This is a genomic window from Exiguobacterium sibiricum 7-3 (assembly GCF_000620865.1).
Classification (GTDB): Bacteria; Bacillota; Bacilli; order Exiguobacteriales; family Exiguobacteriaceae; genus Exiguobacterium_A; species Exiguobacterium_A sibiricum_A.
Map to the genome: position 1 here is coordinate 1,488,105 of NZ_KK211190.1, position 24,281 is coordinate 1,512,385.

Below are 24,281 nucleotides of genomic sequence, written 5' to 3' on the forward strand. Positions count from 1 at the left end.
CTCTCCCCTTTTCTCACTTTCCGATTGAAAAACCGTCAAAATAACGACCGCCATGCGAATCGAGCCACTGTTCCACCAAATCGATGACAGCCTGTTTTTGATCGGATCGGAAATACAGATTAAAAGCGTCCGCCAATCGTTTGGCCTCGACCGGATCGACGATTGCCAGACTGCGGATCAGCCATTTCCCTTGTCCCGTCCAGTGACCCGAAGCCCGCAACCGGAAGTCCGTCGCTTGTTCGAGCAACCGGGTAGCGATTCCGAGCCCGTCCGTCCGGTCGCTCACGCCGATGAAATCATCGAGCAGATCGGTCAGAAAGTACCGGGTCCGGTTCATTTCAGTAAGCGAAAGAACCGGTGGACCGGTGAGCAACTCTGATTCCGCCTGCTCTTTCAAAGGTTTGAGCAGGTCATGATCGCGCAGGACGAGTCCCTCTGCGACCATCCGTTGCATCGACGGACGTCCCCGTTCCCGGTCCTGCCGGAAAAACGTCCGGATGGTCGTACTCGAATGGATGAATGCTTCGACCGGATAATCATCAAAGGTAAACGATTCCCGGTATGAAGCCTTGATGGATTCCCGAAATAGAATTAGATCAAGATCCGATGTCGCGGTCGCCTGCCCCCGGACGAAGCTTCCGGCAAGTAACGCAGCGTCACAATCCGGATAGTGGCTCTCGACGATCAAACGGGCAGTCCGCTTGGCACACGACAATGGATCATTCATGTGACTGGTTCTGTAACATCGTATTGTCGGAAGCAAAAACAGCCAGTTCATCGCCCGGTACAGCGACAATCGACACAAGACCTTTATCCGGTAACGCCATATCGATGGCCCATGATTCGTAATACGTATCCGATCCGTTGATCACAAGCGTTTTTCCCGAACTGAAGGTAATGAACAGATGCGGAGCAGCTTTTCCGATGCGGACGGCAATGATTCGTTCTGTATGTAACGTCACAATCAAGTGAAGCATCTCTTCTTTCGGCATATGGCGGACGACCCAGTCCTTCGATGATTCGACATCCCCGTAATACAACCGGTCCGTCTCGATCCGGATCGAGATATCGGGAATCGTGGCATCGTAGAGATTGATCAGTTCGATGCTGATGAAGCCTGTCAGGTGAATCGTCGAGATTTGAGTACCAGTCAAATAAGTAGAAACGAGTTTACGGGCAATTTGATGATCTTCTTTATTCATAATTCCACCTCTTCACAAAATAGTTGACGGTGATGTCAATCGTGTTGTCCTTTTTCTTTCCTATAAATTTACCACATATTAGCAGAGGACGGGAGAGCGAACAAAAAAACAGATGACCGTCCGGTGAACGTCATCTGTCTTACAAGGTCAATTCGCTTTTTTCAGGATGTTCAGCAACCACTTCTGCAAGTCTTTTCCGCCTTCATAAAACGAACAGTCGCGGAGTTCGATTGTGTGTCCGCCCGCTTGGATCAATTCGTTGAATGTGTTTCCGAGGTCACGGTTTTCCCACTGTCGTTCATCGTTCAAATACTTGAAACCGAAGTTGCATTCGACGTTAAAGATAATATGGAACGGTTCCTTAAACGATTGGACGGCGCGGATCATCTCGAGGAGAATCATCCGTTTCGGCGTTGATTTTTTAAACGTATCGATGACGGTCGTCCGGCGCCCGTGAAATTCGACGACACGGACGGCACGTCCTTCATCGGCTTTGAAATCATAACTCGTCCGGATGGAGACGATGATTTCGCGTTGATCAGTTTGTTGCATATTCTACCACTGCCTTTCTCTCGCTTGAGTATACCATCACCCGCGGCTTGTCTTGAAGGGTTATTTTACAATCCGTCCCGAGAACGATTGAATCCTCCCATTATTTGTCTTATAATGAAAAATATGCTGAAAGGAGCTTGGTTGTGAACCCGTTATTTTCCATTATCTTAACTGTTTGCTTACTTTTCACAGGGTGTTACTGTACGCTCGACGAGCAGACGGACGGCCCCCACTTCAAGTCTCGTGCGCGGACGATTTCGAAGTATCACACGTTTGATATCGAATTTTCGAAAGGACTGCGTCCGGATCAAGTCTCGGACCGTACGGTTACGATCACGGACTCGACCGGTGAACGGATGCAGACGGAGCTTGAAGTCATTGACGGCAAAGAACTCCGGATCAAGCCGCCCCGCTCGGGTTATCAAAAAGGACGCCGTTATATCATACATATCCGGGATTCGATTGATGCACGAAAACAAGTTAAAAGTAATACGATAAAAGAACGGACCTTCACTGTTGATCGTTAAACAGGAAGATCCGTTTTTTTGTCCGGACGTTCAAATGTCAGGTTCATCCGGCGCTCCGCCAGATGAAGTGACAGCGATCGTGTCAAACCGAAACCGATGAACGCGAGCCAGACCCCGTGATTGCCGATCCAGTAAATCGACAGCAGTAACAGTCCGAACACGAGAAAAGCCTGGATCATCGAGTTCCGGACCGGTTTTGCCCGGGCCAGTCCCGAAAAGACACCTTCGTACAGCATCGCAAATCCGCCGGTCAACGGAAAGACGAGGATCCACCCGTAATACAGGGCAGAGACGTCGAGCAGGAGCGGATCGGTTGAAAACAGTTGCAGGAAGGCATCCTGGAAAACAGCTAACAGTCCGATGATCAATACGATGGAAGCAATCCCGAATTGCCGTGTCAACGAAAGACTTTTCCGGTAACCGGCTTCATCGCTCCGCCCCCGCGCCCGTCCGACGAGAATCGTCGAAGCACTGCCGAGTCCTCCGAACCAGTAGGCAATCACATACTGGATCTGCAACAAGATGGCATTGGCTGCCAGAACATCCGGTCCGAATTGTGCACCTGTCCGGGTAAACCAGCCGGTCACGAGCAACAGAAAAATGGTCCGGACGAATAAATCGGCATTGACGGTAAAAAACTGCCGATACGCCTGGACACGGAATAAGAGATCGCGATAGGCCGGTTTCCAGGCGAGCTGCCGGACCATGATCAGGAATCCGAAAGCGACGATACTGATTTCAGCGACGAGCGTTGCAATTGCGACACCGGCTACACCGTATCCAAGGCCGAGGACAAAGACGACATCGAGGACGATATTGATGAGGTTGCTGAATATTTGAATCAATAGAGCACGTTTCACTTGTCCCTGCCCGATCAGCCAGCCGAGAACCGCGTATCCGACCAGGACGAACGGTGCCCCGTAAATCCGGTAATCGATGTATGTCGTGACATCCGGCAACAAAGTTTCAGGTGCTGCCAGTAAGTAAAGCCCCCCCGCCGTCAACGGAACACGTAAAAGAATCAGAACGAGTCCGATCATGAAGCCGAGTAAGACAGGACGGTATAAAGCAAAGTGCAACGCCGTTTCATCATGATGGACGCTGGCTTGGGCGCTGAAACCAGTCGTACTGACTTTTAAAAATCCGAACAGCCAGTAAATCGTGTTAAAGAAAACAGCGCCAATCGCAATCGCACCGATGGCGACCGCATCCCCGGTTTGTCCGATCGTAATCGTATCGGTGACGCCAAGCAGCGGCGTCAAAATACTCGACAGGATCAGCGGATAAGCAAGCAGGCCGTACTGACGTGCCGCAACAGTCGTCGGGACTGACATGACCAGCCCTCCTTTTTTGAGTAGCCAGGCTACTGTCGATTTCATGAAACATCTGCTTATTATAATGTATTTTGGACTGTTTGACGTAAAAAGACCTTCTTCCGGATGACTCTTGTCAGAATCACACGAAAGAAGGTGGGAATGAGTAATTAAAAAAATATAGGCTTCATAACACCTGCACAAATTCTTTTGCCTGTTGCTCCAATTGCTTGGCAGAATCCGCCAAGAGATCAAATTCGCGGACCGTCTGTTCGAGCTGTCCGCTGCTCGTTTTAACTTTTAACGAGATGTGTTCGATACTCGTTGAGACTTCCTCAATCCGTTTAACGATTCCTTCGATATTATCTTTGATTTCACCGATCGATTGGGAGACTTTATTGGAAAGATTGCGGACTTCGGTCGCAACGACGTTAAAACCGCGTCCGTGTTCTCCGGCACGTGCTGCTTCGATGGCTGCATTGAGTGCCAACAGATTCGTCTGGGCGGCGATGTCACGGATCGTCTTGACGATATCCGTGATTGAATCGGTCTGCGCCTGGAGTTGGACGAGATTCGCAAGGTTTGTTGTCGATTCCGCTTCGATTTGTTGAACGGTCGCGAGCACGTTCAGTCCGTCTTGTCGTCCACTTTCTGATTTCACGGTTAAAAAGGCCGATGTCGCATTCAGTTCTTCGGCCATCCGCAAGACGTCCTGTTGGCGGACCGTGATGTCGGTCGCGATTTTCGAGACACCGACGACACGGCGGCCATCTTCCGAGAAAATCGGCATATACGTCGCTTCGAGCCATTTTTGCTGTCCATCCGCCGCCCGCCGTTCGATTTTGTCCTGATAGGTGATGCCTTGCATCAACTTTCGCCAAAACAGTTCATAAGCCGGACTGTCCGCGTACCCCGAAAAACAAAGATCCCGATGATACTTCCCGATCAGCTCGTCGACCTCATACCCCATCGTCCGGGCAAACAACTCATTGACGTAAGCCACTTTGCGTCGGTCATCAAATCGGATAATCGCCAGGTTCTGTTCAATTGCCCGTATAACCTGGGTATCCGTCACACGTGTCGTCTGTTCCTGCATCAATCGATCCACTCCTCTCTCAATCTCCACTCGATGATCATTAAAATGGTTATCTTGTATTATTATCCCTTATATCGACTAATCCCTTCCAAACTGGTCTTTCATTCAGTAAATAATTCATGCGTATGTATTCATTCAGCTAAAAAGAGGCTCCCTGAAGGAAGGGAACCTCAGAAAATATCTTTAATAAGCACTCCATCCGCCATCCGCTACGACGATCGCTCCGTTGACGAAGCTGCTGTCTTCCGATACGAGGAACAGGGCCAGCTTGGCAATTTCTTCTGGTTGGGCGGTTCGCGGATTTAGTCCCATCCCGAGCATCGTCCGTCCCATTCCGAACTCGTTGATGTTCGTCATCGACTGACCGATGTTCGTCTCGACTGCGCCGGGGGCAATCCCGTTGCATCGGACCCCCTCCTTGGCATACAGATACGCTGTATTTTTCGTCAATCCGACGACCGCGTGTTTTGAAGCCGTGTAAGCGGCTCCGGACCGGGCACCGTTCAATCCGCCAATCGAGATGTTATTAAGGATGACGCCGTGCCCTTGCTGTTGAAAAATCGGGACAGTCAACCGCATCAATCGCATGACGGCTGTCGTGTTAATAGAGAAAACGCGTTCCCAGCGTTCATCCGAGATATCCGCGACACCTTCCATCCCGTCCATGATGCCGGCATTATGGACAAGGACATCCAGCTTACCGTACGTCGTGATGGTTTGATCAATCAATTGCTGAACGGCTTTTTCCTCTGCCACATTCGTTTCCACTGCTAGTGCTGTTCCTCCGTTTTCGGTGATTGTCTGCACGACTTGTCTCGCCGCGTCGCCGTGAATATCCGAAACGACGACATGTCCCCCTTCTGCCGCAAACAACTCGGCCATCGCTTTCCCCATGCCGGAGGCGGCTCCCGTGACGATGATGACTTTTTCCGATAAGCGCATAATTCCTCATCCTTTCCGATTGGATTTAGCCTTTCCTTGTTCTTTTTCCTTTTTTTTGTTCGGACAGTCGCTTGGCTTGATGGTAATTCGGTTCCCGTTTTTTTGAAAAACATAAAAAAACGGGAACCCCCTGATGAGAGTTCCCGGACGCTTCGATTATTTTAATTCGCGGCTTGTTTTTTCTTCCGCCTGTTCGTTTTTGCTTTTCGCATCGAACTCGGCGCGTGTCATGACGTCTTCAACATGCATGTTGACTTCGACGACTTCAAGTCCGGTCATATCTCCGATTGCTTTTTTGATTTTGGCGACCGTTTCCTGGAAGATGGACGGGATATTTTTGCCGTATTCGACGATGACACGGAGATCAAGCGCCACTTGGCGTTCACCGACTTCTGCGCCGACACCTTTTGTGATGTCTTCCGTGCTGCGGAGACGATCCGTCAAACCGCTCATGAATCCACCACTCATCGATAAGATGCCTTGGACTTCGTTTGAAGCAATCCCGGCGATTTTTTTGATGACCTGATCTTCGAATGTTAATTTATTCGAGCGTACCTCTTCGGTTTGTCCAGTTGTGTTTAATGATTCGTTTGCCATTTGAAATCTCTCCTTTTAAATGTAGTATGAAATGAATTATATATGAATCAATCCCGGTTAAAGAACTGAATCCATCCTTCAATATCAAGTGCTCCGTCCCGCCACTTCCCAATCAGAAAGCCGATCGCGGTAAAGACGAGCAACAGCATCGTGGGTCCGAAACCGATTGTCAGGAACAGAACCGCGATCACGAGTCCAACGAGACCGCCGACTAACCGGAACCGGTACGGATACAATTGTTCTTTCGTACTCATGTTCAATTCCTCCCTTTAGACGACACGTTCCGACGTTTTGGTTTTTGTATCACTGATTTTGACTTTTGTACTGGTCACCGGCAACTCAAGCAAGGATTCGACGGCGTGTTTCGCACGCTCTTGAATATCTTTACCGATTGTCGGTAGCCCATCTTGACCAAAGACCGAGCAGTCAACGGTTAAGGCGACGGTCTCTTTTTTCGAATGGATGTCCGCATGAACGCTTGGCGTCCGGACTCCATTGATACCACGAATCGACTCAAGCGCCGTCCGTTCGATGGTTTCTTTCGAAATCGTGATGTTACCGTCTCCTGTCCGGATCAATAACCGTTGACCTTTCGAGCGGCTGAGTAATCCGGTGAATAAGAGAATAACGAATACGAAAGCTAAAAACCCACCAATTGAGAGAACCGTGTAGCTGTACCATTGTTGATCCTGCCATTGTTCAAGTAACGGGCTGAGTCGTGGAACATCGTAGACGCCGAGAACCAGTAAGCCGACGCTCACTAACCCGAGCAGACCGATGAGAACGAGTAAGAAACGATTAAACCCATTCATCTTCATCTCTCCTTTAGATAACATTGTAAGATTCTTTCACATAAGACTTTCGCTATCTGAAATATTATGTGTATGGTGTGTTTATTCCCGTTCACTAGACCTTAAAACATTTAAAGGCACTTTTAATTAAAGTTCCATTATTCTGATTATTCAAAGATGGATTTACTGAAAACCAGTGTTTTACTTACTATATTTCATAAAAAAAGTCCCTTTCGTCGAAAAATCAAGGAAGGAACTTTCGTATTCTATGAAAAAACAGGATTTACCATATGGTTCTTGCATTGTCAATATCATTTTACCCGGATGGAAAATGCGACGTTTCCGTCCCCTTGCTTCCACCACGCATAAACATGATAGATATAAAGCCCTTTCTTGTTTGGTGCGGTTAACTGTTCGTTCTTCAGTTGAATCGTTTTTTTCGTGTCACCCTTCTGCCATTGTTCGGCCTTGATTCGCGTTGGGGCAGAACCATTAGTAAATGCAACATCAATCTTCTCACTAGGTTTGACGACGGTTGGTGTTTGTTCCGCTGTCATGTCGAGTGGTGTCGTATCACTAAGGTCAATACACTTGCTGTTCAACAAGCTATTCCAGCAGGACGAACCGCTTGTCACGTCAATCTCCCTCCCATTGACGGAAACGTCCGGTTCCGGAGGACTTCCGCGAAACGGTTCGAAATATAAAGTCAATCCGACTACTACTATTAGTAGAACAAGCCAAAATCGTTTTTTCATGATTTGTTTCCTTTCTTCCTTCGAACTGCCGGTCCGAGGTTTGCTGATGTTTAAAAAAGGTTAATACTTCTAAGTTGAGTTAAAAAATATGTAGGAGGTTTTTTGAATGATCGAAAATAAAGTCGTCATCATTACAGGAGCATCAAGTGGCATCGGGGAAGCCACGGCTAAGTTACTGGCAAAACAAGGTGCGCAATTGGTACTCGCAGCACGCCGGGAAGATCGTCTGAAATCTTTGCAAAAAGAAATCGAAGACCTCGGCGGCAAAGCCGTCTATCAAGTAACGGACGTTACGGACGCGTCGCAAGTCGATGCGCTCGCGAAACTCGCGCAAGACACGTTTGGTTCGGTCGATGTCCTCGTCAATAACGCCGGTTTGATGCCGTTGTCAAAACTGAACAAAAATAAACAGGATGAATGGAACACGATGGTCGACGTCAACATCAAAGGCGTTCTCTATGGCATCGGTGCCGTTCTGCCGTATATGCGCGAGCAGAAACGTGGACACATCATCAACATCTCGTCTGTCGCAGGACATGACGTCATGCCATCAAGTGCCGTCTATAGCGGGACGAAGTTTGCCGTCCGTGCGATTACGGAAGGCTTACGTAAAGAAGAATCGGTTGAGAATAACATCCGGGCGACAATCATTTCACCGGGAGCGGTCGATACCGAATTGAAAGATCACATCACGGACGAAGAAATTAAACAAGGCATCGGTAACTTAAAAGCGATGGACGCTGACGCGATTGCCCGCGCCATTGCCTACGCCGTTAATGAACCGGATGATGTGGCAGTTAACGAAATCCTGATTCGCCCAACTGCACAACAATAAGTCAAAACGAACACCGCCTGATTCAGACGGTGTTTTTTTTATGGAGTAATCGTTCCGCAATCAGCTGATAGGACCGGAGCCGTTTGTCCTGATTAAATGCGTTGTTGATCAACAGGAACTGATCAGTCTGATACCGGTCGGACAAGTCCTGCAGTTCTTTAGCGACGGTCTCAGGTGTTCCGACGATCGACCGCCGGCGGTCGTTTTGAATACGCCGTTGCTGTTCTTCGTTCCACTGTTTCGTTTCAGTCGTCGCAAACGACGGCACGATCGAATGGCCAAGCCGGATTCCTTGAATCCAGGCGTCCTGCGTTCGTGCCAATGCTTCCGCTTCTTCCATCGTTTCGGCACAGATGACGAAAACACAGACGATGACGTTCGGTGTCCGTCCGTCGACCGGAACGAATGCGTCCCGGTACGTCCGTAACGTTTCTTCCCACTTATCGGGATTAATGAAGTGACCAAACACAAGTCCGTGTCCGCGTTCAGCGGCCAGTGAGGCACTGCGCGGTGACAGACCGAGCACGGATAACGGCAACCGTTCCTCGACACGCGGCGTCGTCTTGACGATCCGGTACGGATGGCGCGACGACAACCGGTCGGTCAAAAAGCCGTCGACTTCATCGAGCAGGCGCGGAAATTCAGCGGCGGCATTCTCGGAACCGTCCGTCAAGGCGCGCCGTGTCCGTTCGCTGCCACCCGGTGAATTGCCGATTCCGAGTTCAATCCGGTTCGGATAAAACGCAGCCAGTGTCGAAAACGTCTCGGCGATTTTGAGCGGATGGTACTGAGGCAATAACACGCCGCCGGACCCGAGTTTGATCCGGGAAGTCACATCCCCCATCCGGGCGATGAATAATTCCGGTGCGGCACTGAGCAGTCCGTTCGTATTGTGATGTTCAGCAAACCAATAGCGTTCGTACCCGAGGCGTTCTGCCTCGAGGACCAGCCGTTTCGTCGCTTCCATCGTTTGTTCGATTGTATCCCCCTCGTGAAGCGGGACTTGATCCAAGATGCCTAAGCGCATGACCTCGCCTCCTCTACACATTCAGTGTACGCGGTCGATGCGGTGAATTCAAAAAGAAGGTGTCAGGCGCGGACGAGCCGGCGGTCTTCGATGATCAGTCCGTCGCGCATCTCGATTTTCCGGTTGGCGCGCTCAGCGAGGGCCGGATCATGGGTGACGAACAGCACACCGCACCCTTTCTCTTCATTCAGACTGCGCAACAGGTTAAAGATGATTTCCCCCGTTTCCGTATCCAAATTACCGGTCGGTTCATCTGCGAGTAACCACTTCGGTTCATGGACGAGGGCCCGGGCGACGGCGACCCGTTGCTGTTGACCACCGGACAGTTGTGACGGCAGCGAGCCGGCTTTATCGGCGAGTCCGACCTTTTCAAGCAATGACAAGGCCCGTTCTTTTTTATCGTACGTCACTTTTCGCCCGAATAACGGCGCCATGACGTTTTCGAGCGCCGTCAGCGTCGGAATCAAGTGGAACTGTTGAAAAATGAAGCCGACGTTCTCAAAGCGGAAATCGGACAGTTCTTTGCTCTTGAGCTGATGAATTGCTTGATCCCCGTATGACAAGGTACCGCTTGTCGGACGGTCGAGTGTCCCGATTAAGCTCAGTAACGTTGATTTTCCTGACCCGGATGGTCCGATAATCGAGATGAAATCACCTGCATCGAGCGTGAGCTTGATATCCGATAACGCATGGGTCTCGATCCCGTCACCGGTAAAGGATTTTCCGATTTGTTGACAGATGAATGTGTCTTGCATGTTTTCCCTCCTCAAGTAAGCAGCTGTCTACCTGTTTCTCCATTTTATTGGAAATTCCTGCAAAAAAAGACCTTCTTTTTCAGAAGGTCTGCTTAGGATGACATCGAAGGCCGGTTGGACGACATCTTTTTTTGATACATCCATTCATACGGCACGATATAAAACAGGCAGGCAAGCGTCGCAAATCGGACGATACCACTTAAATTTTGGCGTGACTCGACGAAGGTCTCCTGACCAAAATAATCATAAAAACCGATGAATAACAGGATCGCAAAAACTCCGGCTGTCAGATAAATCAGCAAACGTAACGACAACGGATGTCGCCTTGTGATGAAGAGCATTGGCAGACCAATCGCAAACGTAAACAACGTCGTCGCAAAGGTACCAAACTGGTATAAAAACTCATTTTCGACATTTGTTAAGAAGGCATACGCAGTGAACAATAAAAAGGATCCAATCGCACTGACGGCTGAATAACTGACCAGACGCATGATGACATTTCTCCTTTCAAAAGTGAAGGCGTTTTCAAAAAAAGACAGACGACCATCATCTTGCCGTCGCAAGACGATGGATGACATCAGATAAGGTCTCGGCTTCCAGTTCTGCCTCGAGTGCCCGTTGTGCACGCACAAAGGTCTCGTCGAGCGTCGATTGGATATTCCGACCGACCGGGCAAGCCGGGTTAGGTTGTTCATGCATCGAAAATAACGTCTCTTTTGGTTCGACGGCACGGTAAATCATCAATAACGTAATGCCAGCCGGATCTTTCGTCAACGTTGCCCCCGTTTTCCCGGCGACGGTTTGCAACAGCCCGGCTTGTCGTAACAATCCGGTCAAACGGCGAATGACGACCGGATTCGTATTGACGCTCCCAGCGATGTATTCGGAAGACAAGGCTTGATCCGGGTGAGAGGCGATCAACGCCAATATATGAACAGATACTGCTAAACGACTATTAATCATTTGTTTCACCACCAGTGCTTTCAGTTTAATAAGGTCGACGTTTAATGTCAATTGGCTTGACAATCGTAATTTCTGTAACTAAAATAATTACATGAAAGAGATACATACTATCCAAGGAGGCGTTTTTGATGAAGATTGCGATTATTGGAGCCAGTGGAAAAGCTGGTCGCGTTATTTTAGAGGAACTTGCACAGCGGGGGCATGCCTTAACGGCCATCGTCCGTGACGCAACCCGCACGACACATGATACCGTACTCGAAAAGAATGCATTTGAACTGACGACGGAAGAATTGACGGATTTTGATGTCGTCATCAATGCGTTTGGAGCAGCACCGGGAAACGAACATCAGCATGTCGATTTAGGTCGGCATTTGATTGATCAATTACGCGGTACTCCGACCCGTCTGATCATCGTCGGTGGTGCTGGAAGTCTGTATGTCGACCAAGAACAGACACTTCAGCTTGCGGATACACCTGACTTCCCGGAGGCTTACCTACCGACGGCAAATAATCAGGCGAAAAATTTAGCGGATTTGCAACAGACAGTCGATTTACACTGGACATTCATCAGTCCCGCTGCCTTCTTTGATCCGGAAGGACCACGGACCGGAACATATCAATTGGCGAAAGATGTCTTGACGGTGAACGCCGCGGGTGAGAGCTACGTCAGTTATGCCGATTATGCGATTGCGTTAGCGGATGAAGTGGAGCATCATCGCCATGATCAAGAGCGGATTTCCGTTGTATCGGTTTAATCTATTGGTAACGTTCTCGTCTGACGGGAACGTTTTTTTAATTTTAATGAAAATCCCTAAAAGAAAAAAGGATTCTTAAAGTTCGTTTCTCTGTCGTTTTTTGAACATTCCCCCTTCCTTTCTTCCTAGCTGTTTTTCCCTTATACTAGGAAGTGACAGATAAACATCGGTTGGATGACCTTGAATACGAGTTGCTCCTAGAACATATCCACGTATTCTTTTCATCGCAACAGGCAGTATGATTCGAGCGAGGAGAACACTATGATTATTGGCTATATGCGACCATTTTTTGAAGATCCCACGTGTGAGAAGCAAGTCAAGGTACTTGAGACATATGAAACCGATGAAGTAAGAACAGAAGAACACAGTTCCTCGAAACGCCGGTACGTGCTTGATCAACTGTTAGAAGATATAAGACCGGGCGACATCATTCTCGTCTCTCATTTGTATGTGTTGGCGGATTCAACGCGTCATTTGATCGACGTGTTAAATAGCCTGGATACAAAGCAGGCCTATCTATTATCCATCCGGGAAAACATCGATACTCGGCAGGCGCTCGACCAGTCATTCCGCGAAATCGTCCAGCACCTCGTCGCCCTGCAAAGCGACGTCGTCAGCATGGCGACCCGTGAAGGCTTGTCAAAAGCAAAAGAACTCGGGAAGCAGACAGGACGTCCGCGGAAGCCGGATGAGAACGTAAAACGTGCCATCGATATGTATCAAAGTAAACAATACAGTCTGGCCGACATCCGTGAACAAACCGGAATCAGCAAAAGCACACTCTACCGGTACTTGGAGCATTGAAGACAAACGATCCTTCGCACACAGTCAGTTGTGAACGGGATCGTTTTTCTAATAGAGAGGAGACTATACGATGATGCATGACTTTAATATGTTACAGGACAGCTTATACAAGCGGTTTGAAGCACACATGGAGCGTCACCCTACCGTCGATTGGAGTGAGGTGCAGTCCAAGTTATCGTCAGAAATGCTGCAAACGCTCGAATGGATGGAGCAGACGGGTGGAGAACCGGACCTCGTATCGATGCCGGACGGTCGTCTGCTTGTGATCGATTGTTCCCCGGAGAGTCCGGTCGGACGTCGCAGTTTGTGTTATGACGATGTGGCACTCGAAAAACGGAAGAAAAACAAACCAGCCGGCAGTGCCGTTGCGGCAGCAACGGCACATGGTGTTTCGTTATTGACAGAGGACGATTATCGTCATCTGCAAACGTTAGGTGAATTTGATTTGAAGACATCCAGCTGGATTGAGACCCCGGAGTCGATTCGGACGCAAGGTGGTGCCCTCTATTGCGACCGGCGCTATCAGCACGTTTTCGTCTATCACAATGGAGCGGATTCCTATTATGCGAATCGTGGGTTTCGAACGTATTTGGCACTTTAAGGATTAAGAAATAGTTTAGAGCAGTCTGATTCTAATAGTTAGGATACACAAATCCGGAGACCAATCCATCAGAAGGCGAAAGGAGCATTGTTCATTTGCACCCTTCCTATCAAAAATTACTTCCCTACGTAAGTGATATCAAGTATCTAAATCATAGCAGTACCGCAGCGATACTTGTCATACAGAATGATCAAATCATTTTAGAACACTACGAAGGATTTCATTCCAATGAAGATTCGAATCCGATCGGTAGACATTCCATGTTCAATATTGCTTCCGCTCGTAAAAGTTATTTAGCGTTAGCAATTGGTTATGCGTTGTATGAAAAAAAGATTCACAGTCTTGATGATTGTGTCTCGAAATACTTGAGGAACTATAATCAACAGATTTTTCAAGGAATGACCATTCGGCATCTGGTCACCCACTCACATGGTTTAGATGAACGAGATGACGAATCGATTTACAGGGAGTTCGCTGCAGGTGAAAGTTGGGCCTACCGTGGAATCAATATCCGGATTATCACGGAACTGTTTAAGTATCTGTATGGCTATGATTTCACTCAGTTATTGAAGGAACGCGTCTTCATGCCGTTAGGATTTACGTCTACCGAGTGGTCAACGGAGGAGTCGGAAGCTTTGGTCAAAGTCATCGATGACCCTGAGCAGAAGGCAACGTTCCAGCTGTACCCGTATGATGACGGAATGGGTTCAAACCTGCACACGACTGCAAAAGAATTTGCGTTATGGGGAAATCTTCATTTAAATATGGGACGTCATGACGGAATTCAAGTTGTTCCGGAGGAAGTCATTCGAATCTGTACATCCATTCAAAGTCTTCAGTACGATGATGGGCGACTTCCAGCCAATGGATTGTTTTGGTACGTGCAAGACGAAACAAAGGAAAGAAGTGAGATCGGAGAACGTGTTCCAAAGGGTTCTTATCAAATTCTTGGAAACACTGGTCCACTCTTACTCGTAGTACCCGAAAGTCAGCTTGTTGTCGTGAGGATGTATAATAAACGGTATAACTATGGCGGTAAGAACTATCTCCACTACCTTCGTGAGTTTAGTAACAGAGCCTCGGACGCGTTTGCGATTCCGACATGTTCAAAAATGCATCGACTGTGAACACAAAAAGGTCAGCAAAACACGAACTGTTTTGCTGACCTTTTTGCCGTGGAATGAGAAAATCTTTTAACTTTCCAGAAAGCGTCACCTTGCTGATCAATATACTTCTATCGCTCAGTATAATATCAAGAAAGTAAATGTGTGAATTGTCATTTTTTGTATGTATTATCTGAAGCATTTGCTATAATTTAGTGTGTCCTATTAGCATCTCATGTACATTATCACGCATACATACGTTTCGATACGAGCTGAAGCATTAAAAATAAGGCAGGTGAAGCTTTTGTTGTGGTTTGGAATGACAATTGGGATTGGGTTGACCCTCCTATGTTGTTGGATATTCAAAAAGATGCGTCCACTGTCTCAAGCTTCGACGATTGCCGCATTCGGGAACCATTCCAAAGATATCATGTATATCTTTGAAGTCAGACCGGTCTATCGCTTTCGTTATATCAGTCCTTCTCTCGATGAACATATCGGTGTTGGAACGGTTGAAGCGAGTTATGCTGATCCGTCCGATTGTTTCGACCGGATTCATCCGGATGATCTCGAGATTTTAATGTCGAAAATCTCGGGTAACTGCAACTACGATGAACCGTTCCTGCAACGCTGGCGGACGAATGACGGTACATATATTTGGTTTGAAGAATATACGACTCCGATTTATGAGAACGGCGAAATCGTTGCCGTTCAAGGTGTGATCCGGAACATGAATGCAGCGAAGGCCAAACAGCAGGAACTCGAGCAACTGTGTCAACGCGATACGTTGACCGGTCTCTACAATCGCCATGCATTCGACTGCTTGATCGAAGAGATGATATCCTCTGAAGCCATTCCGCTGGGTGTCCTCACGCTGGATCTGAATGATTTAAAACGGGTCAATGACCGGTTTGGTCATATCGCAGGTGATGCGTTGCTCCAACAGACGGCCCTTTGCTTAAGCCGTTTCAGCCAAGAGGCGTTCCGTCTCGGGGGAGATGAATTCGTCATCGTCTGCCAGAGGTACACGGAACAGCAGTGTCTCCATTTGCTGGAACAATTACGGAGCGAGTTCCTCAAACATGACCTGTCGATTGCCGTTGGGTTTGCGTATGATGAAGCAACAACCGATGTAGTGACCGTGTTTCAAAAAGCGGATCAAGCGATGTACAGCGAGAAGCAGCGGACTAAATCACTGGTTGGACTGAACTAAGATGCTCCGCTTCATTGCGACACGTCCTTTACTGGAGTTTGGTCGAGCTGTCGGATGGCCGCGATGACAAGTTCCGGCCGGTCGAGGTGAACGGCATGACCTGCTCCTTCAGCAAATCGAATCGTTGCCGTTTTTGTCAGGTTCGCCTGTCGTAATATGAGTTGATGCCATCTCTCTTCTAGCTGACGCACTTCCGTTTCCGGTAATCCGTCCTGCAGTCCTTCGGCAATGGCTTGCCTTTGATCCCGTCCGATGATAATCAGCGGCACGTCGGGAAACGTGTTTCGTTTTATCCGTCGTGCATCCATTTTCCAGTGTGTGACTTCGGTCGCCATCATCGCATACAGTGCCGGTTCGGTCTGGAAGTCAAGCAGTGCCGACTGAATCGTTTGTGGTAATTGCTGTTGCGCAGGCGTCAGTACCGGTTGAACCAAATGACGTAATTGATCCTTCCTTTGTGTTGCGTAATGCCGGCATTGTTCAATCCAGGTGGCATCAGATGACAGGGTATCAAGCACCGGTGTATCAAGAGTATCCAGTTCGTGTAAGTCAACCGACGTCGAATCGACCAAAAGCAATCCTTTTAACTGATCGGGATGACGAATCGCAAACTCTTGCGCAATCAGTCCCCCGTAGGAATGGCCGACCAGGAGAATCGGTTCGTCTACGTTGCAATGGGTCAATAGTGTCTTTAGTTGTTGAACAGCGTGACTGGTCCGGTGAACCCCGTCCCCTTCCCTCCATGAATGCCGGTGGAAGCTGAGCACTCGGTTGGTTGTTTGAAGTGTTTGGACAATCTCATACCACTCATGATAGGAACAGCCCATTCCGGTCAAAATCACGATGGGTGTTCCGGCTGTTTGTGTATCCAGATACTGTACTGGGTTAAATGAAGATGTTTTTGTTTGCATGTGATTCTCCTTGTGCAATCAGTTTAACGAAATAGACGAATATAGATATAGTGATGTTCTGTACAGATGTAAGATATCCTGTTTAAGTGTTTCAATTATTTTTATGTTAATATTACGGTAATTGAAATATATATAATGAATAGGAGTTGCTATTTCATGACCCTCTCCGCTGTTTTATTTGATCTCGACGGGACGTTACTTGATCGTACGACTTCTTTGCAGCTCTTTTTGAAATCTCAACATGCTCGTCTGATTGCGCCCGTTTCAACTTGTCCACTTGCCGCTTATCAAACCCTCTTTCTGACCTTTGATCAAAACGGTCTCGTTTGGAAGGATGTCGTCTATCAAAAACTAATCACCCACTTTCAGCTTGAAGGTGTCACTGCTACTGAGTTGTTACAAGATTATCTCTCGTCGTTTGCCTCAAGCAGTGTCTTGTTTCCTCAAACGCTCGAACTTTTGCAACGTTTATCACACAAGTATCGTCTTGGGCTCATAACGAACGGTCGGAGTGACTTGCAACGATCGGTCATCGCCCACCATCAGTTGGAGACATTTTTTGATCCGATCCTGATTTCGGAAGAAGTTGGTCTTGCGAAACCCGATCCGGCTTTGTTCCTCCGTCCCGTAAAAGACTGGGGACTCACACCGGAACAGGTCCTGTTTATCGGGGATCATCCACTGCACGATATCAAAGGAGCAGAAGCGGTTGGCATGACAGCGGTATTAAAAAGTAATCGACCGGTCGTCAATAGTCCGTCCTCCTACACTGTGAACGATTGGTCGGAACTCGAACCCTTGCTCATCCAACTTAACTTAGAAAGAAGGTCACGCTTATGACAACTGCCTATCAGATCCGCCCGTACCAAGATCAGGACTTCCCCGCCATTCAGCGCTTAAATGCTGCGGAAGGCTGGAACCAACTCGTCCGTCTCCATGAACGGACCCAACTCGCTTGGCAACACTCAAACGCTGCGCTTGTCGTCGAACATGCGGGGGAGGTCATCGGTTATGTCCGCGGAATGACAGACACTCAGGTCACGTTGTACATCTGTGAATTACTGATTGAGGCCGATTTCCGTGGCCAAGGTCTTGCTCAACAGCTGTTCGCCCGTCTTCATGACTGGTATCCGACGACCCGGATTGAGGTCCTGGCGTCAAGCAGCTCGGAAAGTTTTTACCGCGGTCAGGCGTTCCGCCCGTTTTACGGCTTTCGGAAGTCCTTTGAGTAATTGGTGTTACTGGTTCAACTGCTCCCAGACATCATCAAATACTGGCCCGTTGACGGCAAAGTAACGGTCGAGCGGTTCATAATAAACATAGCCTTCACGAATCAACCGGAATTGGTTCGTCACCCCGTCTGCCATCGTCACGTTCAGAATCCGTAGATCGGTGTCATTTTGATACTCGACGACATCCGCCGCAAGATCCGACTCGCGTAACGGAACCGCCTTGCTCAATTCAGCAAATAATTGACGCAGCCGGGATTCTGCAGAAATCGGTTCCGAGTTGGTCGATTCCCATGTCGAGAACGTTTGATAATTAGCACGAAGAATTGTCTGTTGCAGGTGAAGCTGTTGGAAATAATCCGGACGGAATGTCGACCGGTCCAGCACGCGGACGATTTCAGCCCCGTCCTCCTGTCCGACCGCGAGCAGTCGGATCGCGGGATCATATCCTTTTACGACGTAAATCGTATAATTCTCTAGATTCGATCCAAGTGATTGCTTGACGTTAACGGCTTCCGCGCCTTCGGTCCAGGTATTTTTGGAGACACCTAACTTTTGTCCACGCAACTGAAACTCCGTTTCTTCGGCGATTGTCGTATCACTTTGCAGGTATATCGCTTTCTGGTAGACAAGTCCTGGAGTCATCGAGGCGGTCGATTGGTCGATCGGCGGCTGGATCCAGGATTCAATCCGATCATATGGCAACAGACCAATCAGCAGACTAGCTGCTAAAATCAGTTGCGGTAAACGATGTTTCCGTTTTTTCCGGCGGAGTCCCTGCTCCATCCGGGCGTGAACGGTATCCGGTACGGGAATGCCTTTTAATGCTGTCTCAAGTTGCTGTTTCATCCGGACTCTCTTCCTTTCGCTTGATGGCGTTGTAGTTTTTGAATCGCCCAGTATAACGTACTTTTCACCGTACTGATCGGAATGTCGAGTAAATCAGCAATTTCCTGAAAGGAATAATCGGCTTGATACCGTAACGTGACTAACGACCGTTCCTTGACATCGAGTCGTTCAAGTAAATCAGTCAGGTACAGTTGATCAATGACCACATGTTCAAACGACGGGATTTGCGGCTCACCCCTATCCTGTGCCGTATCGTTTGTCCAGACCAGCACTTGGTATTTCTTAAGATGATCGAGTGCTGCATTGATCGTGATCCGGGTCAGCCAAGTCTTAAAATAGGTGACATCCTGCAGTGACTTTCGGTACTTCCAGGCGCGAAAAGCGACTTCCTGCACGTTTTCGAGCGCTTCCTGCTCGTGTTTTAAATACAGATACGACATCCGGTAAATATAGCGTTCTTCGGCATATAACGCTGCGAGAAACACATCATCCGTCCAACTCCCGGCGATTTTTTTACGAAACACAGCACTCCCCCCTTTCTTCTCTATTCATTAGACTGATTAAAAGCCGATTTAGTTTCAAAAATCTGTAAAAAATTATACGACAGGAGATCGTTAGATGAACTTTTATACTGCTAGCAGCTTCCGCAACATCGAAGACGTCCGTTTCATAAACGACCAACTGATTAAGCAAGGTCATCACCTGACGTACGACTGGACGCAATCGGAACGGGTCGATACACCGTCTGCCCTGCAACGGATTGGACAGCTGGAACTCGATGCCGTCCGGGCGAGCGATTGCATGATTTTAGTCCTCCCTGCCGGAAAAGGCAGTCACGTCGAGCTTGGGATTGCTCTTGCCTCTCAAATTCCGATTTTTCTTTGCATGACGGACGAAACTTGTTGGACCGGTCCGGAAGCGAGCACGTTTTATCATATTGATGGCATTATGAAGTGTATCGGCCCTCCCCAAGACTGGGTCCAGACTATTCTAGACGCAATGAACGAGCAGACTGTCCGGTGAGATTGTGCTGAAAGAACGAATCTGCCAAAGTGTTAATATGCCTCAGCTAAACACAACGTTTAGCTGATTTTTTTATTCTCATTCGACCGGAAACTTCTGTTTCAATTTTCTATTCTCTATGTAATCATCTTTTATAAATAGACAAAATTTTCAAATAATATTACACTTATTTTACCTTAATTTGTAAAAGGAGTGGTTTGATGGATATCTTAGTCAAAGACGTCTCGCACACATTCAACCAGGTGGGACTACAGAGTGAAGTCTTAAAAGCGTTGACCTGTCAGTTTTCCGCGAGTGACATCACCGCCCTTGTCGGTCCGTCCGGATCAGGGAAATCGACGTTTTTAAGTCTGATCGGCTCGCTCGACCGGCCGACATCGGGGCAAATCGACTATGACGGACAAGACATCACGAAGTGGAAGAACCGGCAATTGTCAAAGTTCCGGGCGCAGGAAATCGGTTTTGTCTTCCAACAGTTTCACCTGTTGCCCGCGTTGACGGTCAAAGAAAATCTGCTCGTTCCCTTACTGAAACAAAAAACCGACTTCAACAAAGAAGACCGGATTGCGGAAATCTTGGAAAAAGTCGGACTGACAGCGAAACAGGATGCCTTGCCGGCGCAATTGTCCGGCGGGCAACAGCAACGGGTCGCGATTGCCCGAGCCCTGATCAATCGGCCGCGCTGGATTCTCGCCGACGAACCAACCGGTAATCTCGACTCGGTCAACGGGGAGATGATCTTTCAACTGTTGCTCGATCTCCATCAAGAAGAACAATGCGGCATCTTGTTCGTCACGCACGATTTGGCCCTGGCCGAACGGGCGGACCGGATTCTATTCATGCAGGATGGACAGATTGTTGAAGACCGGCGGAAACAGACCGTTCGGAGTGTGTAAAAACGATTCATGGAGGCGAGGTGGGATTCATCAAAACGTTCCGGTCCAAACTCATTGTATGCATGATTGGTTCATCCGCCGTCTTTTTTCTGCTGTTGTTTACGACACAATCGGTCTATCAATCCTTTCGGCAAGCAGACTTTTCTGAACAGGAAACGACGGTAAAACGGGGATGTGGAAAGGATTCGTTGTCAAATCGGATTTTTTCAAAATATAACTGTTCCGAAGGGATCATCCGAGAAGATTCCGAGGGTGAAATTCTTGGGGGTGCGACTGGGAAAACGGAAAAGATCGAAGGTGCTTCACGCGGAAAAGTAAAAACGGCTGAATCGGCCTCTTTCTTCGAAACAACCAAGGAAGCCGCCCGTTCCAAGTCGTCCTATTGGTTATGGGCAGGTCTGTTGCTTGCCGGGTTCTTCATGTTCTTCATCTCTCATCATTTCAATCAGCGACGGCTCCGGAATCGCCCAATCAGCGAAACTTCCGTAATCCATAACCGGACCGCCTTACCACGACCATTCTCGATTCATCCGACGAGCACACCCAAGATGCCCGTTCCACCGCAGGAATCTGTCCGGCTGCTCTTATTCGACTTCAATCAGCAATTATCAAAACCATTGCAACGCCGACGGCACGAGTCGCTGACAGAGTGGACGCAGCGAATTGAGTTGTCGACGTCACTTGCGCCCTACCTGATTACCCGCTATGCAACAGAGACAGATGTTGATCCAAACGAACTCCGTCACTTCAAACAGGATTTAACAACGTATTTACGCCATCAGTCTTCCCATCACTGAATAAAGGAGAATCCCTATGCTACGTTTCGTTTTGAATCACTGGCGCCGGCAACGGTTTAAATTCATCCTGACGCTTGTCGGCGCGCTCATCATCAGTGCCGGTCTCAGTCTGATGTTCAACCTGACCGACTCCAGCCAAGGCACGGTCGAACAGACGTTACAGAAAAAATGGTCGTCCGCCTACGATATCGTCGTTCGGCCAAAAGGTAGTCAAATGTCTACTGAATCAAGTGACCTGCTCGAACCCAACTATTTAAACGGTATCAACGGCGGGATTTCTTTTAAACAATATGAAACAATCAAACAGATGAAAGCGATTGATATTGCGGCACCGGTAGCCGTGATGGGCTACGTCAATACGACGGTCAATTTCAAAAAGAAATTGAAGTTCCCAAGAACACCAGGTTTGTACCGCATCACGACAACCAACTATATCCAAAACGGTTTTAATAAAGAACGTCAATCGCAAGTCATTCTACATGTGGCACAAGGCAGTAAAATCTCCATTCCAAGCAATGTTTCGTTTTTGACGGAACCGATTGATGTCTTTGAAGATGCAGTCGCAAGTAATTCAGTTCTTGTCGTTGCGATTGATCCGAAGGAAGAAGCACGACTTGTCGGTTTAGATAAAAGTGTCAATTCAAAAAATAAATCGCGTTATTTTTCGTCCCTTGACCGGTACGAGTACGATAAAAGTACGAGTAAACATACGATTCCTGTTTTAGTAAATCCCAACTCTTACAATCAGGGAAACTATACCTATAAAACCGAAAAACTAAATGCGCCCTTCAAAACAGAACAAGATCAACAAAAACTGGTCGATGAATTGATTAAAAAACAACCAAAACGATCGCTTGACCAATCGGTTTTAAATACATACCCTGCTAAGATCATCGAACGAGTCAATATTCCGACGTCTAAAGTGGAAGAAACGTATTTACAAACGTTGATTAATAATACAAACGTGACGTATTCCGACCCGGCAGAAGAAGACGGCGGAATGCTCCTTTACAACACGGGTCCTCTTCAATTCAAGTCGGAATCCAGTCCTTATCCGAGTCGTTGGAATACGGCTTACGAAGTCTCGTCTTCACCGCTTGAAATCAAAGATTGGCAATACGGCAAAAGTATCTTCCCTGCTAAAGGATACCGCGCCATAAAATCTGTCGGTAAAAAAGTAAAGAAACCAAAGCCGGACGAAGTGGACGTCCTCTTTCCTTATCTCGCTTTTAAGGTCGTTGGTCTGTATGATCCGAACAAAATCAAAGTTTCCAAAGATCCGCTTAATGAACTGCCGATGGAAACGTATCGTCCGTCCTCTGCCGATCTCGTCCTCGATGCGAAAGGTGAGCCGGTTAATCCGGCGAAATCAATCGATACGTCCGGCAATCCCGTTGGTTTGCTGACGAGTTCACCAAACATCCTGACGACACTCGAAAGTGCACGAGGTGTCAGCGGTGAACAAGCAATTTCCTCGATTCGCCTCAAAGTCAAAGGCGCAACAACCGTCAGTGAAGAGTCGGAACAATTGCTGCAAGACGTCAAGACACAAATCGAACAGGAAACCGGTCTGCTGGCAACGATCACCAAAGGCTCATCGCCGCAACCAGTCGTGACAAAAGTCGTCGATAACGGCAAAACACTCGGTTGGATTGAACAGCCGTGGATTCATATCGGCGCCGCGATGACAATCTTCCGCGAGACGAGTGTCGGCTTCTCCGGCGTCATCTTCGCCATGCTTGCTGTTGCCATCGTCTACGTCCTTGTGACAAGTTATGTCTCGATGCTCGCCCGGCGGAAAGAATTTGCCGTCTTGCTGGCGCTCGGCTGGCGGACAAAAGACTTGTACCGGATTGTCTTGATTGAAGCCGCGATTCTCGCCGGTTTTGTCTCTATCGTCGCGTTGATTGTCGAAAGCATTTTCTCGTATGTCCGAAGTGAGACGATGAACGGTTGGAGTTTGCTCTGGATCACACTGTTCAGTTTGGTGATTTACTTTGCCGGTGCGGCCTGGTCGTCGTTTACGATCCGGAAGATTTCACCGTACGAAGCGATCAAGACGGGTGAATATGCGTCCTCGTCGCACGTCAAACTCGGTCTCCGGTCGACCTGGACACTGGCACTTAAAGAAATCTTCGGCAAATGGAAACGTAATGCGCTGTCGATTCTCTCGATTGCTTTACCAACAGCCTTGCTGACATTCTTCTTGTTCGTCACATTCCACCTGCAAGGTGTCCTGTATACATCATGGCTCGGCCAGTTCGTTGCCTTGCAGGTCGGTCCGATGCATTACGTGACGATGGGGGTTGCGATTACGATTGCGATCTTAACAACTGGAGAAATCATGTGGCAGAACGTCACCGATCGGCGGGCGTCGCTCGCAATCCTCAAAGCCGTCGGTTGGACGAACGGTTCTGTCCGTCAGTTGATTGTCTTGGAAGGGATGCTAATCGGATTTGTCGCCGGAATCGTCGGCCTGAGCATCTCCTATCTCACGATTTATGTCTTGTATGATCTCGTCCCGTGGGATGAGCCGCTCTTGATTGCTGTCTCCCTGTTTCTGCCGGTGTTGTTCGGAACGATCGCTTCCCTGTTGCCGGCGCAAATTGCGGCACGCGTCAATCCGTACCAGGAGCTGAAGGACGCCGGGTGACTTTAAAGCGAATCCGCCTGAGGATGGACTCGCTGTACGGAAACTCGTGCTACACTGGTTTCACATCAATTCCGTACAGAGAGGATGTTCGA

At 48.3% G+C, this 24,281-nt stretch carries 30 protein-coding genes; 13 read left to right on the forward strand and 17 right to left on the reverse strand.

Annotated features, from left to right (window positions below; translation table 11 throughout):
- Nucleotides 1-13 precede the first annotated feature (13 nt).
- The 3 genes from P402_RS0108495 to P402_RS0108505 all read right to left on the reverse strand — a co-directional run bounded on the left by P402_RS0108495 (nucleotide 14) and on the right by P402_RS0108505 (nucleotide 1,754).
- A complete protein-coding gene (locus tag P402_RS0108495; RefSeq protein WP_026828283.1) occupies nucleotides 14-727 on the reverse strand; it encodes a nucleotidyltransferase domain-containing protein in 714 nt (237 codons plus the stop codon).
- Nucleotides 720-1,202 (reverse strand): hypothetical protein, encoded by a 483-nt coding sequence (locus P402_RS0108500; protein WP_026828284.1) that lies wholly within the window; start codon nucleotides 1,200-1,202, stop codon nucleotides 720-722. Before P402_RS0108500 ends, P402_RS0108495 begins: the two co-directional genes overlap by 8 nt.
- Nucleotides 1,203-1,349: 147 nt before the next feature.
- Nucleotides 1,350-1,754: a hypothetical protein gene (locus tag P402_RS0108505; RefSeq protein WP_026828285.1), complete on the reverse strand. Its 405-nt coding sequence runs from the start codon at nucleotides 1,752-1,754 to the stop codon at nucleotides 1,350-1,352.
- Nucleotides 1,755-1,897: 143 nt separating this feature from the next.
- Between P402_RS0108505 and P402_RS0108510 the strand changes: the two genes are divergently transcribed.
- Complete coding sequence (locus P402_RS0108510; protein WP_026828286.1) at nucleotides 1,898-2,281, forward strand: hypothetical protein; 384 nt, start codon at nucleotides 1,898-1,900, stop codon at nucleotides 2,279-2,281.
- On the opposite strand, the gene P402_RS0108515 is transcribed toward P402_RS0108510, so the two are convergent.
- The 7 genes from P402_RS0108515 to P402_RS0108545 form a co-directional block, all read right to left on the reverse strand.
- Nucleotides 2,278-3,615 (reverse strand): MATE family efflux transporter, encoded by a 1,338-nt coding sequence (locus P402_RS0108515; protein ID WP_034769873.1) that lies wholly within the window; start codon nucleotides 3,613-3,615, stop codon nucleotides 2,278-2,280. The two genes, P402_RS0108510 and P402_RS0108515, sit on opposite strands and share 4 nt — an antisense overlap.
- Before the next feature lie 166 nt (nucleotides 3,616-3,781).
- Nucleotides 3,782-4,702 carry a methyl-accepting chemotaxis protein gene (locus P402_RS0108520; RefSeq protein ID WP_235188845.1) on the reverse strand — a complete coding sequence of 307 codons (921 nt, stop codon included), beginning with the start codon at nucleotides 4,700-4,702 and terminating at the stop codon, nucleotides 3,782-3,784.
- Nucleotides 4,703-4,873: 171 nt separating this feature from the next.
- Complete coding sequence (locus P402_RS0108525; RefSeq protein ID WP_026828289.1) at nucleotides 4,874-5,632, reverse strand: SDR family oxidoreductase; 759 nt, start codon at nucleotides 5,630-5,632, stop codon at nucleotides 4,874-4,876.
- A gap of 156 nt (nucleotides 5,633-5,788) precedes the next feature.
- Nucleotides 5,789-6,229: an Asp23/Gls24 family envelope stress response protein gene (locus tag P402_RS0108530; protein ID WP_026828290.1), complete on the reverse strand. Its 441-nt coding sequence runs from the start codon at nucleotides 6,227-6,229 to the stop codon at nucleotides 5,789-5,791.
- Nucleotides 6,230-6,276: 47 nt separating this feature from the next.
- The gene (locus P402_RS0108535; RefSeq protein ID WP_026828291.1) at nucleotides 6,277-6,483 is read right to left on the reverse strand and encodes a DUF2273 domain-containing protein; all 207 of its coding nucleotides are present in this window, start codon (nucleotides 6,481-6,483) and stop codon (nucleotides 6,277-6,279) included.
- Between the two features lie 15 nt (nucleotides 6,484-6,498).
- Entirely contained in the window at nucleotides 6,499-7,041 is a 543-nt protein-coding gene (gene amaP / locus P402_RS0108540) for an alkaline shock response membrane anchor protein AmaP (protein WP_026828292.1), read from the reverse strand.
- 290 nt (nucleotides 7,042-7,331) lie between these two features.
- A complete protein-coding gene (locus P402_RS0108545) occupies nucleotides 7,332-7,775 on the reverse strand; it encodes a hypothetical protein (RefSeq protein ID WP_026828293.1) in 444 nt (147 codons plus the stop codon).
- Nucleotides 7,776-7,881: 106 nt separating this feature from the next.
- Here P402_RS0108545 and P402_RS0108550 point away from each other — a divergent pair, with 106 nt between their 5' ends.
- Nucleotides 7,882-8,610 carry an SDR family oxidoreductase gene (locus tag P402_RS0108550; RefSeq protein ID WP_026828294.1) on the forward strand — a complete coding sequence of 243 codons (729 nt, stop codon included), beginning with the start codon at nucleotides 7,882-7,884 and terminating at the stop codon, nucleotides 8,608-8,610.
- 22 nt (nucleotides 8,611-8,632) lie between these two features.
- On the opposite strand, the gene P402_RS0108555 is transcribed toward P402_RS0108550, so the two are convergent.
- The 4 genes from P402_RS0108555 to P402_RS0108570 form a co-directional block, all read right to left on the reverse strand.
- The gene (locus P402_RS0108555) at nucleotides 8,633-9,637 is read right to left on the reverse strand and encodes an LLM class flavin-dependent oxidoreductase (RefSeq protein WP_026828295.1); all 1,005 of its coding nucleotides are present in this window, start codon (nucleotides 9,635-9,637) and stop codon (nucleotides 8,633-8,635) included.
- Nucleotides 9,638-9,699: 62 nt separating this feature from the next.
- Nucleotides 9,700-10,392 (reverse strand): ABC transporter ATP-binding protein, encoded by a 693-nt coding sequence (locus P402_RS0108560; protein ID WP_026828296.1) that lies wholly within the window; start codon nucleotides 10,390-10,392, stop codon nucleotides 9,700-9,702.
- Between the two features lie 92 nt (nucleotides 10,393-10,484).
- A complete protein-coding gene (locus P402_RS0108565) occupies nucleotides 10,485-10,883 on the reverse strand; it encodes a hypothetical protein (RefSeq protein ID WP_026828297.1) in 399 nt (132 codons plus the stop codon).
- Nucleotides 10,884-10,938: 55 nt separating this feature from the next.
- Complete coding sequence (locus P402_RS0108570) at nucleotides 10,939-11,355, reverse strand: Rrf2 family transcriptional regulator (protein WP_026828298.1); 417 nt, start codon at nucleotides 11,353-11,355, stop codon at nucleotides 10,939-10,941.
- Nucleotides 11,356-11,483: 128 nt separating this feature from the next.
- Here P402_RS0108570 and P402_RS0108575 point away from each other — a divergent pair, with 128 nt between their 5' ends.
- The 5 genes from P402_RS0108575 (at nucleotide 11,484) to P402_RS0108595 (ending at nucleotide 15,831) form a co-directional block, all read left to right on the forward strand.
- Nucleotides 11,484-12,110, forward strand: coding sequence for an NAD(P)-dependent oxidoreductase (locus P402_RS0108575; RefSeq protein ID WP_026828299.1), 627 nt, complete (start codon nucleotides 11,484-11,486; stop codon nucleotides 12,108-12,110).
- A gap of 261 nt (nucleotides 12,111-12,371) precedes the next feature.
- On the forward strand, nucleotides 12,372-12,914 hold the full coding sequence (locus P402_RS0108580) for a recombinase family protein (RefSeq protein WP_026828300.1): 543 nt from the start codon (nucleotides 12,372-12,374) through the stop codon (nucleotides 12,912-12,914).
- A gap of 70 nt (nucleotides 12,915-12,984) precedes the next feature.
- A complete protein-coding gene (locus tag P402_RS0108585) occupies nucleotides 12,985-13,515 on the forward strand; it encodes a DUF4256 domain-containing protein (protein WP_026828301.1) in 531 nt (176 codons plus the stop codon).
- Nucleotides 13,516-13,610: 95 nt separating this feature from the next.
- Nucleotides 13,611-14,642 (forward strand): serine hydrolase domain-containing protein, encoded by a 1,032-nt coding sequence (locus P402_RS0108590; RefSeq protein ID WP_026828302.1) that lies wholly within the window; start codon nucleotides 13,611-13,613, stop codon nucleotides 14,640-14,642.
- Between the two features lie 346 nt (nucleotides 14,643-14,988).
- On the forward strand, nucleotides 14,989-15,831 hold the full coding sequence (locus P402_RS0108595; protein ID WP_026828303.1) for a sensor domain-containing diguanylate cyclase: 843 nt from the start codon (nucleotides 14,989-14,991) through the stop codon (nucleotides 15,829-15,831).
- An 11-nt stretch (nucleotides 15,832-15,842) separates the two neighbouring features.
- Here the strand turns inward: P402_RS0108595 and P402_RS16365 are convergent, their stop codons facing one another.
- Nucleotides 15,843-16,742, reverse strand: a complete 900-nt coding sequence (locus P402_RS16365; RefSeq protein WP_051525139.1) for an alpha/beta fold hydrolase — start codon at nucleotides 16,740-16,742, stop codon at nucleotides 15,843-15,845.
- Between the two features lie 156 nt (nucleotides 16,743-16,898).
- On the opposite strand from P402_RS16365, the gene P402_RS0108605 reads away from it, so the two are divergent.
- Complete coding sequence (locus tag P402_RS0108605) at nucleotides 16,899-17,582, forward strand: HAD family hydrolase (RefSeq protein WP_026828304.1); 684 nt, start codon at nucleotides 16,899-16,901, stop codon at nucleotides 17,580-17,582.
- On the forward strand, nucleotides 17,579-17,974 hold the full coding sequence (locus P402_RS0108610) for a GNAT family N-acetyltransferase (protein WP_026828305.1): 396 nt from the start codon (nucleotides 17,579-17,581) through the stop codon (nucleotides 17,972-17,974). The genes P402_RS0108605 and P402_RS0108610 overlap by 4 nt, the downstream gene beginning before the upstream one ends.
- 6 nt (nucleotides 17,975-17,980) lie before the next feature.
- On the opposite strand, the gene P402_RS0108615 is transcribed toward P402_RS0108610, so the two are convergent.
- Both P402_RS0108615 and P402_RS16370 read right to left on the reverse strand, forming a co-directional pair.
- Nucleotides 17,981-18,820 (reverse strand): hypothetical protein, encoded by an 840-nt coding sequence (locus P402_RS0108615; protein WP_026828306.1) that lies wholly within the window; start codon nucleotides 18,818-18,820, stop codon nucleotides 17,981-17,983.
- Nucleotides 18,817-19,344, reverse strand: a complete 528-nt coding sequence (locus P402_RS16370) for an RNA polymerase sigma factor (RefSeq protein ID WP_051525140.1) — start codon at nucleotides 19,342-19,344, stop codon at nucleotides 18,817-18,819. The genes P402_RS0108615 and P402_RS16370 overlap by 4 nt, the downstream gene beginning before the upstream one ends.
- 94 nt (nucleotides 19,345-19,438) lie before the next feature.
- Between P402_RS16370 and P402_RS0108625 the strand changes: the two genes are divergently transcribed.
- The 4 genes from P402_RS0108625 to P402_RS0108640 all read left to right on the forward strand — a co-directional run bounded on the left by P402_RS0108625 (nucleotide 19,439) and on the right by P402_RS0108640 (nucleotide 24,189).
- Complete coding sequence (locus tag P402_RS0108625) at nucleotides 19,439-19,843, forward strand: hypothetical protein (protein ID WP_026828307.1); 405 nt, start codon at nucleotides 19,439-19,441, stop codon at nucleotides 19,841-19,843.
- Between the two features lie 200 nt (nucleotides 19,844-20,043).
- Nucleotides 20,044-20,739 carry an ABC transporter ATP-binding protein gene (locus P402_RS0108630; protein ID WP_034769874.1) on the forward strand — a complete coding sequence of 232 codons (696 nt, stop codon included), beginning with the start codon at nucleotides 20,044-20,046 and terminating at the stop codon, nucleotides 20,737-20,739.
- Nucleotides 20,740-20,801: 62 nt separating this feature from the next.
- Entirely contained in the window at nucleotides 20,802-21,536 is a 735-nt protein-coding gene (locus P402_RS0108635; protein ID WP_152538827.1) for a hypothetical protein, read from the forward strand.
- 16 nt (nucleotides 21,537-21,552) lie between these two features.
- On the forward strand, nucleotides 21,553-24,189 hold the full coding sequence (locus P402_RS0108640; RefSeq protein WP_026828310.1) for an ABC transporter permease: 2,637 nt from the start codon (nucleotides 21,553-21,555) through the stop codon (nucleotides 24,187-24,189).
- The last annotated feature ends 92 nt before the right edge of the window (nucleotides 24,190-24,281 follow it).

Excerpts from the sequence above, each read along its gene's own strand:
- P402_RS0108585 (WP_026828301.1), top strand. The coding sequence starts at position 12,985 with ATGATGCATGACTTTAATATGTTACAGGACAGCTTATACAAGCGGTTT.
- P402_RS0108550 (WP_026828294.1), top strand. The coding sequence starts at position 7,882 with ATGATCGAAAATAAAGTCGTCATCATTACAGGAGCATCAAGTGGCATC.
- P402_RS0108530 (WP_026828290.1), bottom strand. The coding sequence starts at position 6,229 with ATGGCAAACGAATCATTAAACACAACTGGACAAACCGAAGAGGTACGC.
- P402_RS0108635 (WP_152538827.1), top strand. The coding sequence starts at position 20,802 with ATGATTGGTTCATCCGCCGTCTTTTTTCTGCTGTTGTTTACGACACAA.
- P402_RS0108615 (WP_026828306.1), bottom strand. The coding sequence starts at position 18,820 with ATGAAACAGCAACTTGAGACAGCATTAAAAGGCATTCCCGTACCGGAT.
- P402_RS0108560 (WP_026828296.1), bottom strand. The coding sequence starts at position 10,392 with ATGCAAGACACATTCATCTGTCAACAAATCGGAAAATCCTTTACCGGT.
- P402_RS0108605 (WP_026828304.1), top strand. The coding sequence starts at position 16,899 with ATGACCCTCTCCGCTGTTTTATTTGATCTCGACGGGACGTTACTTGAT.
- P402_RS0108525 (WP_026828289.1), bottom strand. The coding sequence starts at position 5,632 with ATGCGCTTATCGGAAAAAGTCATCATCGTCACGGGAGCCGCCTCCGGC.
- P402_RS0108500 (WP_026828284.1), bottom strand. The coding sequence starts at position 1,202 with ATGAATAAAGAAGATCATCAAATTGCCCGTAAACTCGTTTCTACTTAT.
- P402_RS0108575 (WP_026828299.1), top strand. The coding sequence starts at position 11,484 with ATGAAGATTGCGATTATTGGAGCCAGTGGAAAAGCTGGTCGCGTTATT.
- amaP (WP_026828292.1), bottom strand. The coding sequence starts at position 7,041 with ATGAATGGGTTTAATCGTTTCTTACTCGTTCTCATCGGTCTGCTCGGG.
- P402_RS0108630 (WP_034769874.1), top strand. The coding sequence starts at position 20,044 with ATGGATATCTTAGTCAAAGACGTCTCGCACACATTCAACCAGGTGGGA.
- P402_RS0108545 (WP_026828293.1), bottom strand. The coding sequence starts at position 7,775 with ATGAAAAAACGATTTTGGCTTGTTCTACTAATAGTAGTAGTCGGATTG.
- P402_RS0108570 (WP_026828298.1), bottom strand. The coding sequence starts at position 11,355 with ATGATTAATAGTCGTTTAGCAGTATCTGTTCATATATTGGCGTTGATC.
- P402_RS0108555 (WP_026828295.1), bottom strand. The coding sequence starts at position 9,637 with ATGCGCTTAGGCATCTTGGATCAAGTCCCGCTTCACGAGGGGGATACA.
- P402_RS0108565 (WP_026828297.1), bottom strand. The coding sequence starts at position 10,883 with ATGCGTCTGGTCAGTTATTCAGCCGTCAGTGCGATTGGATCCTTTTTA.
- P402_RS0108535 (WP_026828291.1), bottom strand. The coding sequence starts at position 6,483 with ATGAGTACGAAAGAACAATTGTATCCGTACCGGTTCCGGTTAGTCGGC.
- P402_RS0108515 (WP_034769873.1), bottom strand. The coding sequence starts at position 3,615 with ATGTCAGTCCCGACGACTGTTGCGGCACGTCAGTACGGCCTGCTTGCT.
- P402_RS0108610 (WP_026828305.1), top strand. The coding sequence starts at position 17,579 with ATGACAACTGCCTATCAGATCCGCCCGTACCAAGATCAGGACTTCCCC.
- P402_RS0108640 (WP_026828310.1), top strand. The coding sequence starts at position 21,553 with ATGCTACGTTTCGTTTTGAATCACTGGCGCCGGCAACGGTTTAAATTC.
- P402_RS0108505 (WP_026828285.1), bottom strand. The coding sequence starts at position 1,754 with ATGCAACAAACTGATCAACGCGAAATCATCGTCTCCATCCGGACGAGT.
- P402_RS0108580 (WP_026828300.1), top strand. The coding sequence starts at position 12,372 with ATGATTATTGGCTATATGCGACCATTTTTTGAAGATCCCACGTGTGAG.
- P402_RS0108595 (WP_026828303.1), top strand. The coding sequence starts at position 14,989 with ATGCGTCCACTGTCTCAAGCTTCGACGATTGCCGCATTCGGGAACCAT.
- P402_RS16365 (WP_051525139.1), bottom strand. The coding sequence starts at position 16,742 with ATGCAAACAAAAACATCTTCATTTAACCCAGTACAGTATCTGGATACA.
- P402_RS0108495 (WP_026828283.1), bottom strand. The coding sequence starts at position 727 with ATGAATGATCCATTGTCGTGTGCCAAGCGGACTGCCCGTTTGATCGTC.
- P402_RS0108625 (WP_026828307.1), top strand. The coding sequence starts at position 19,439 with ATGAACTTTTATACTGCTAGCAGCTTCCGCAACATCGAAGACGTCCGT.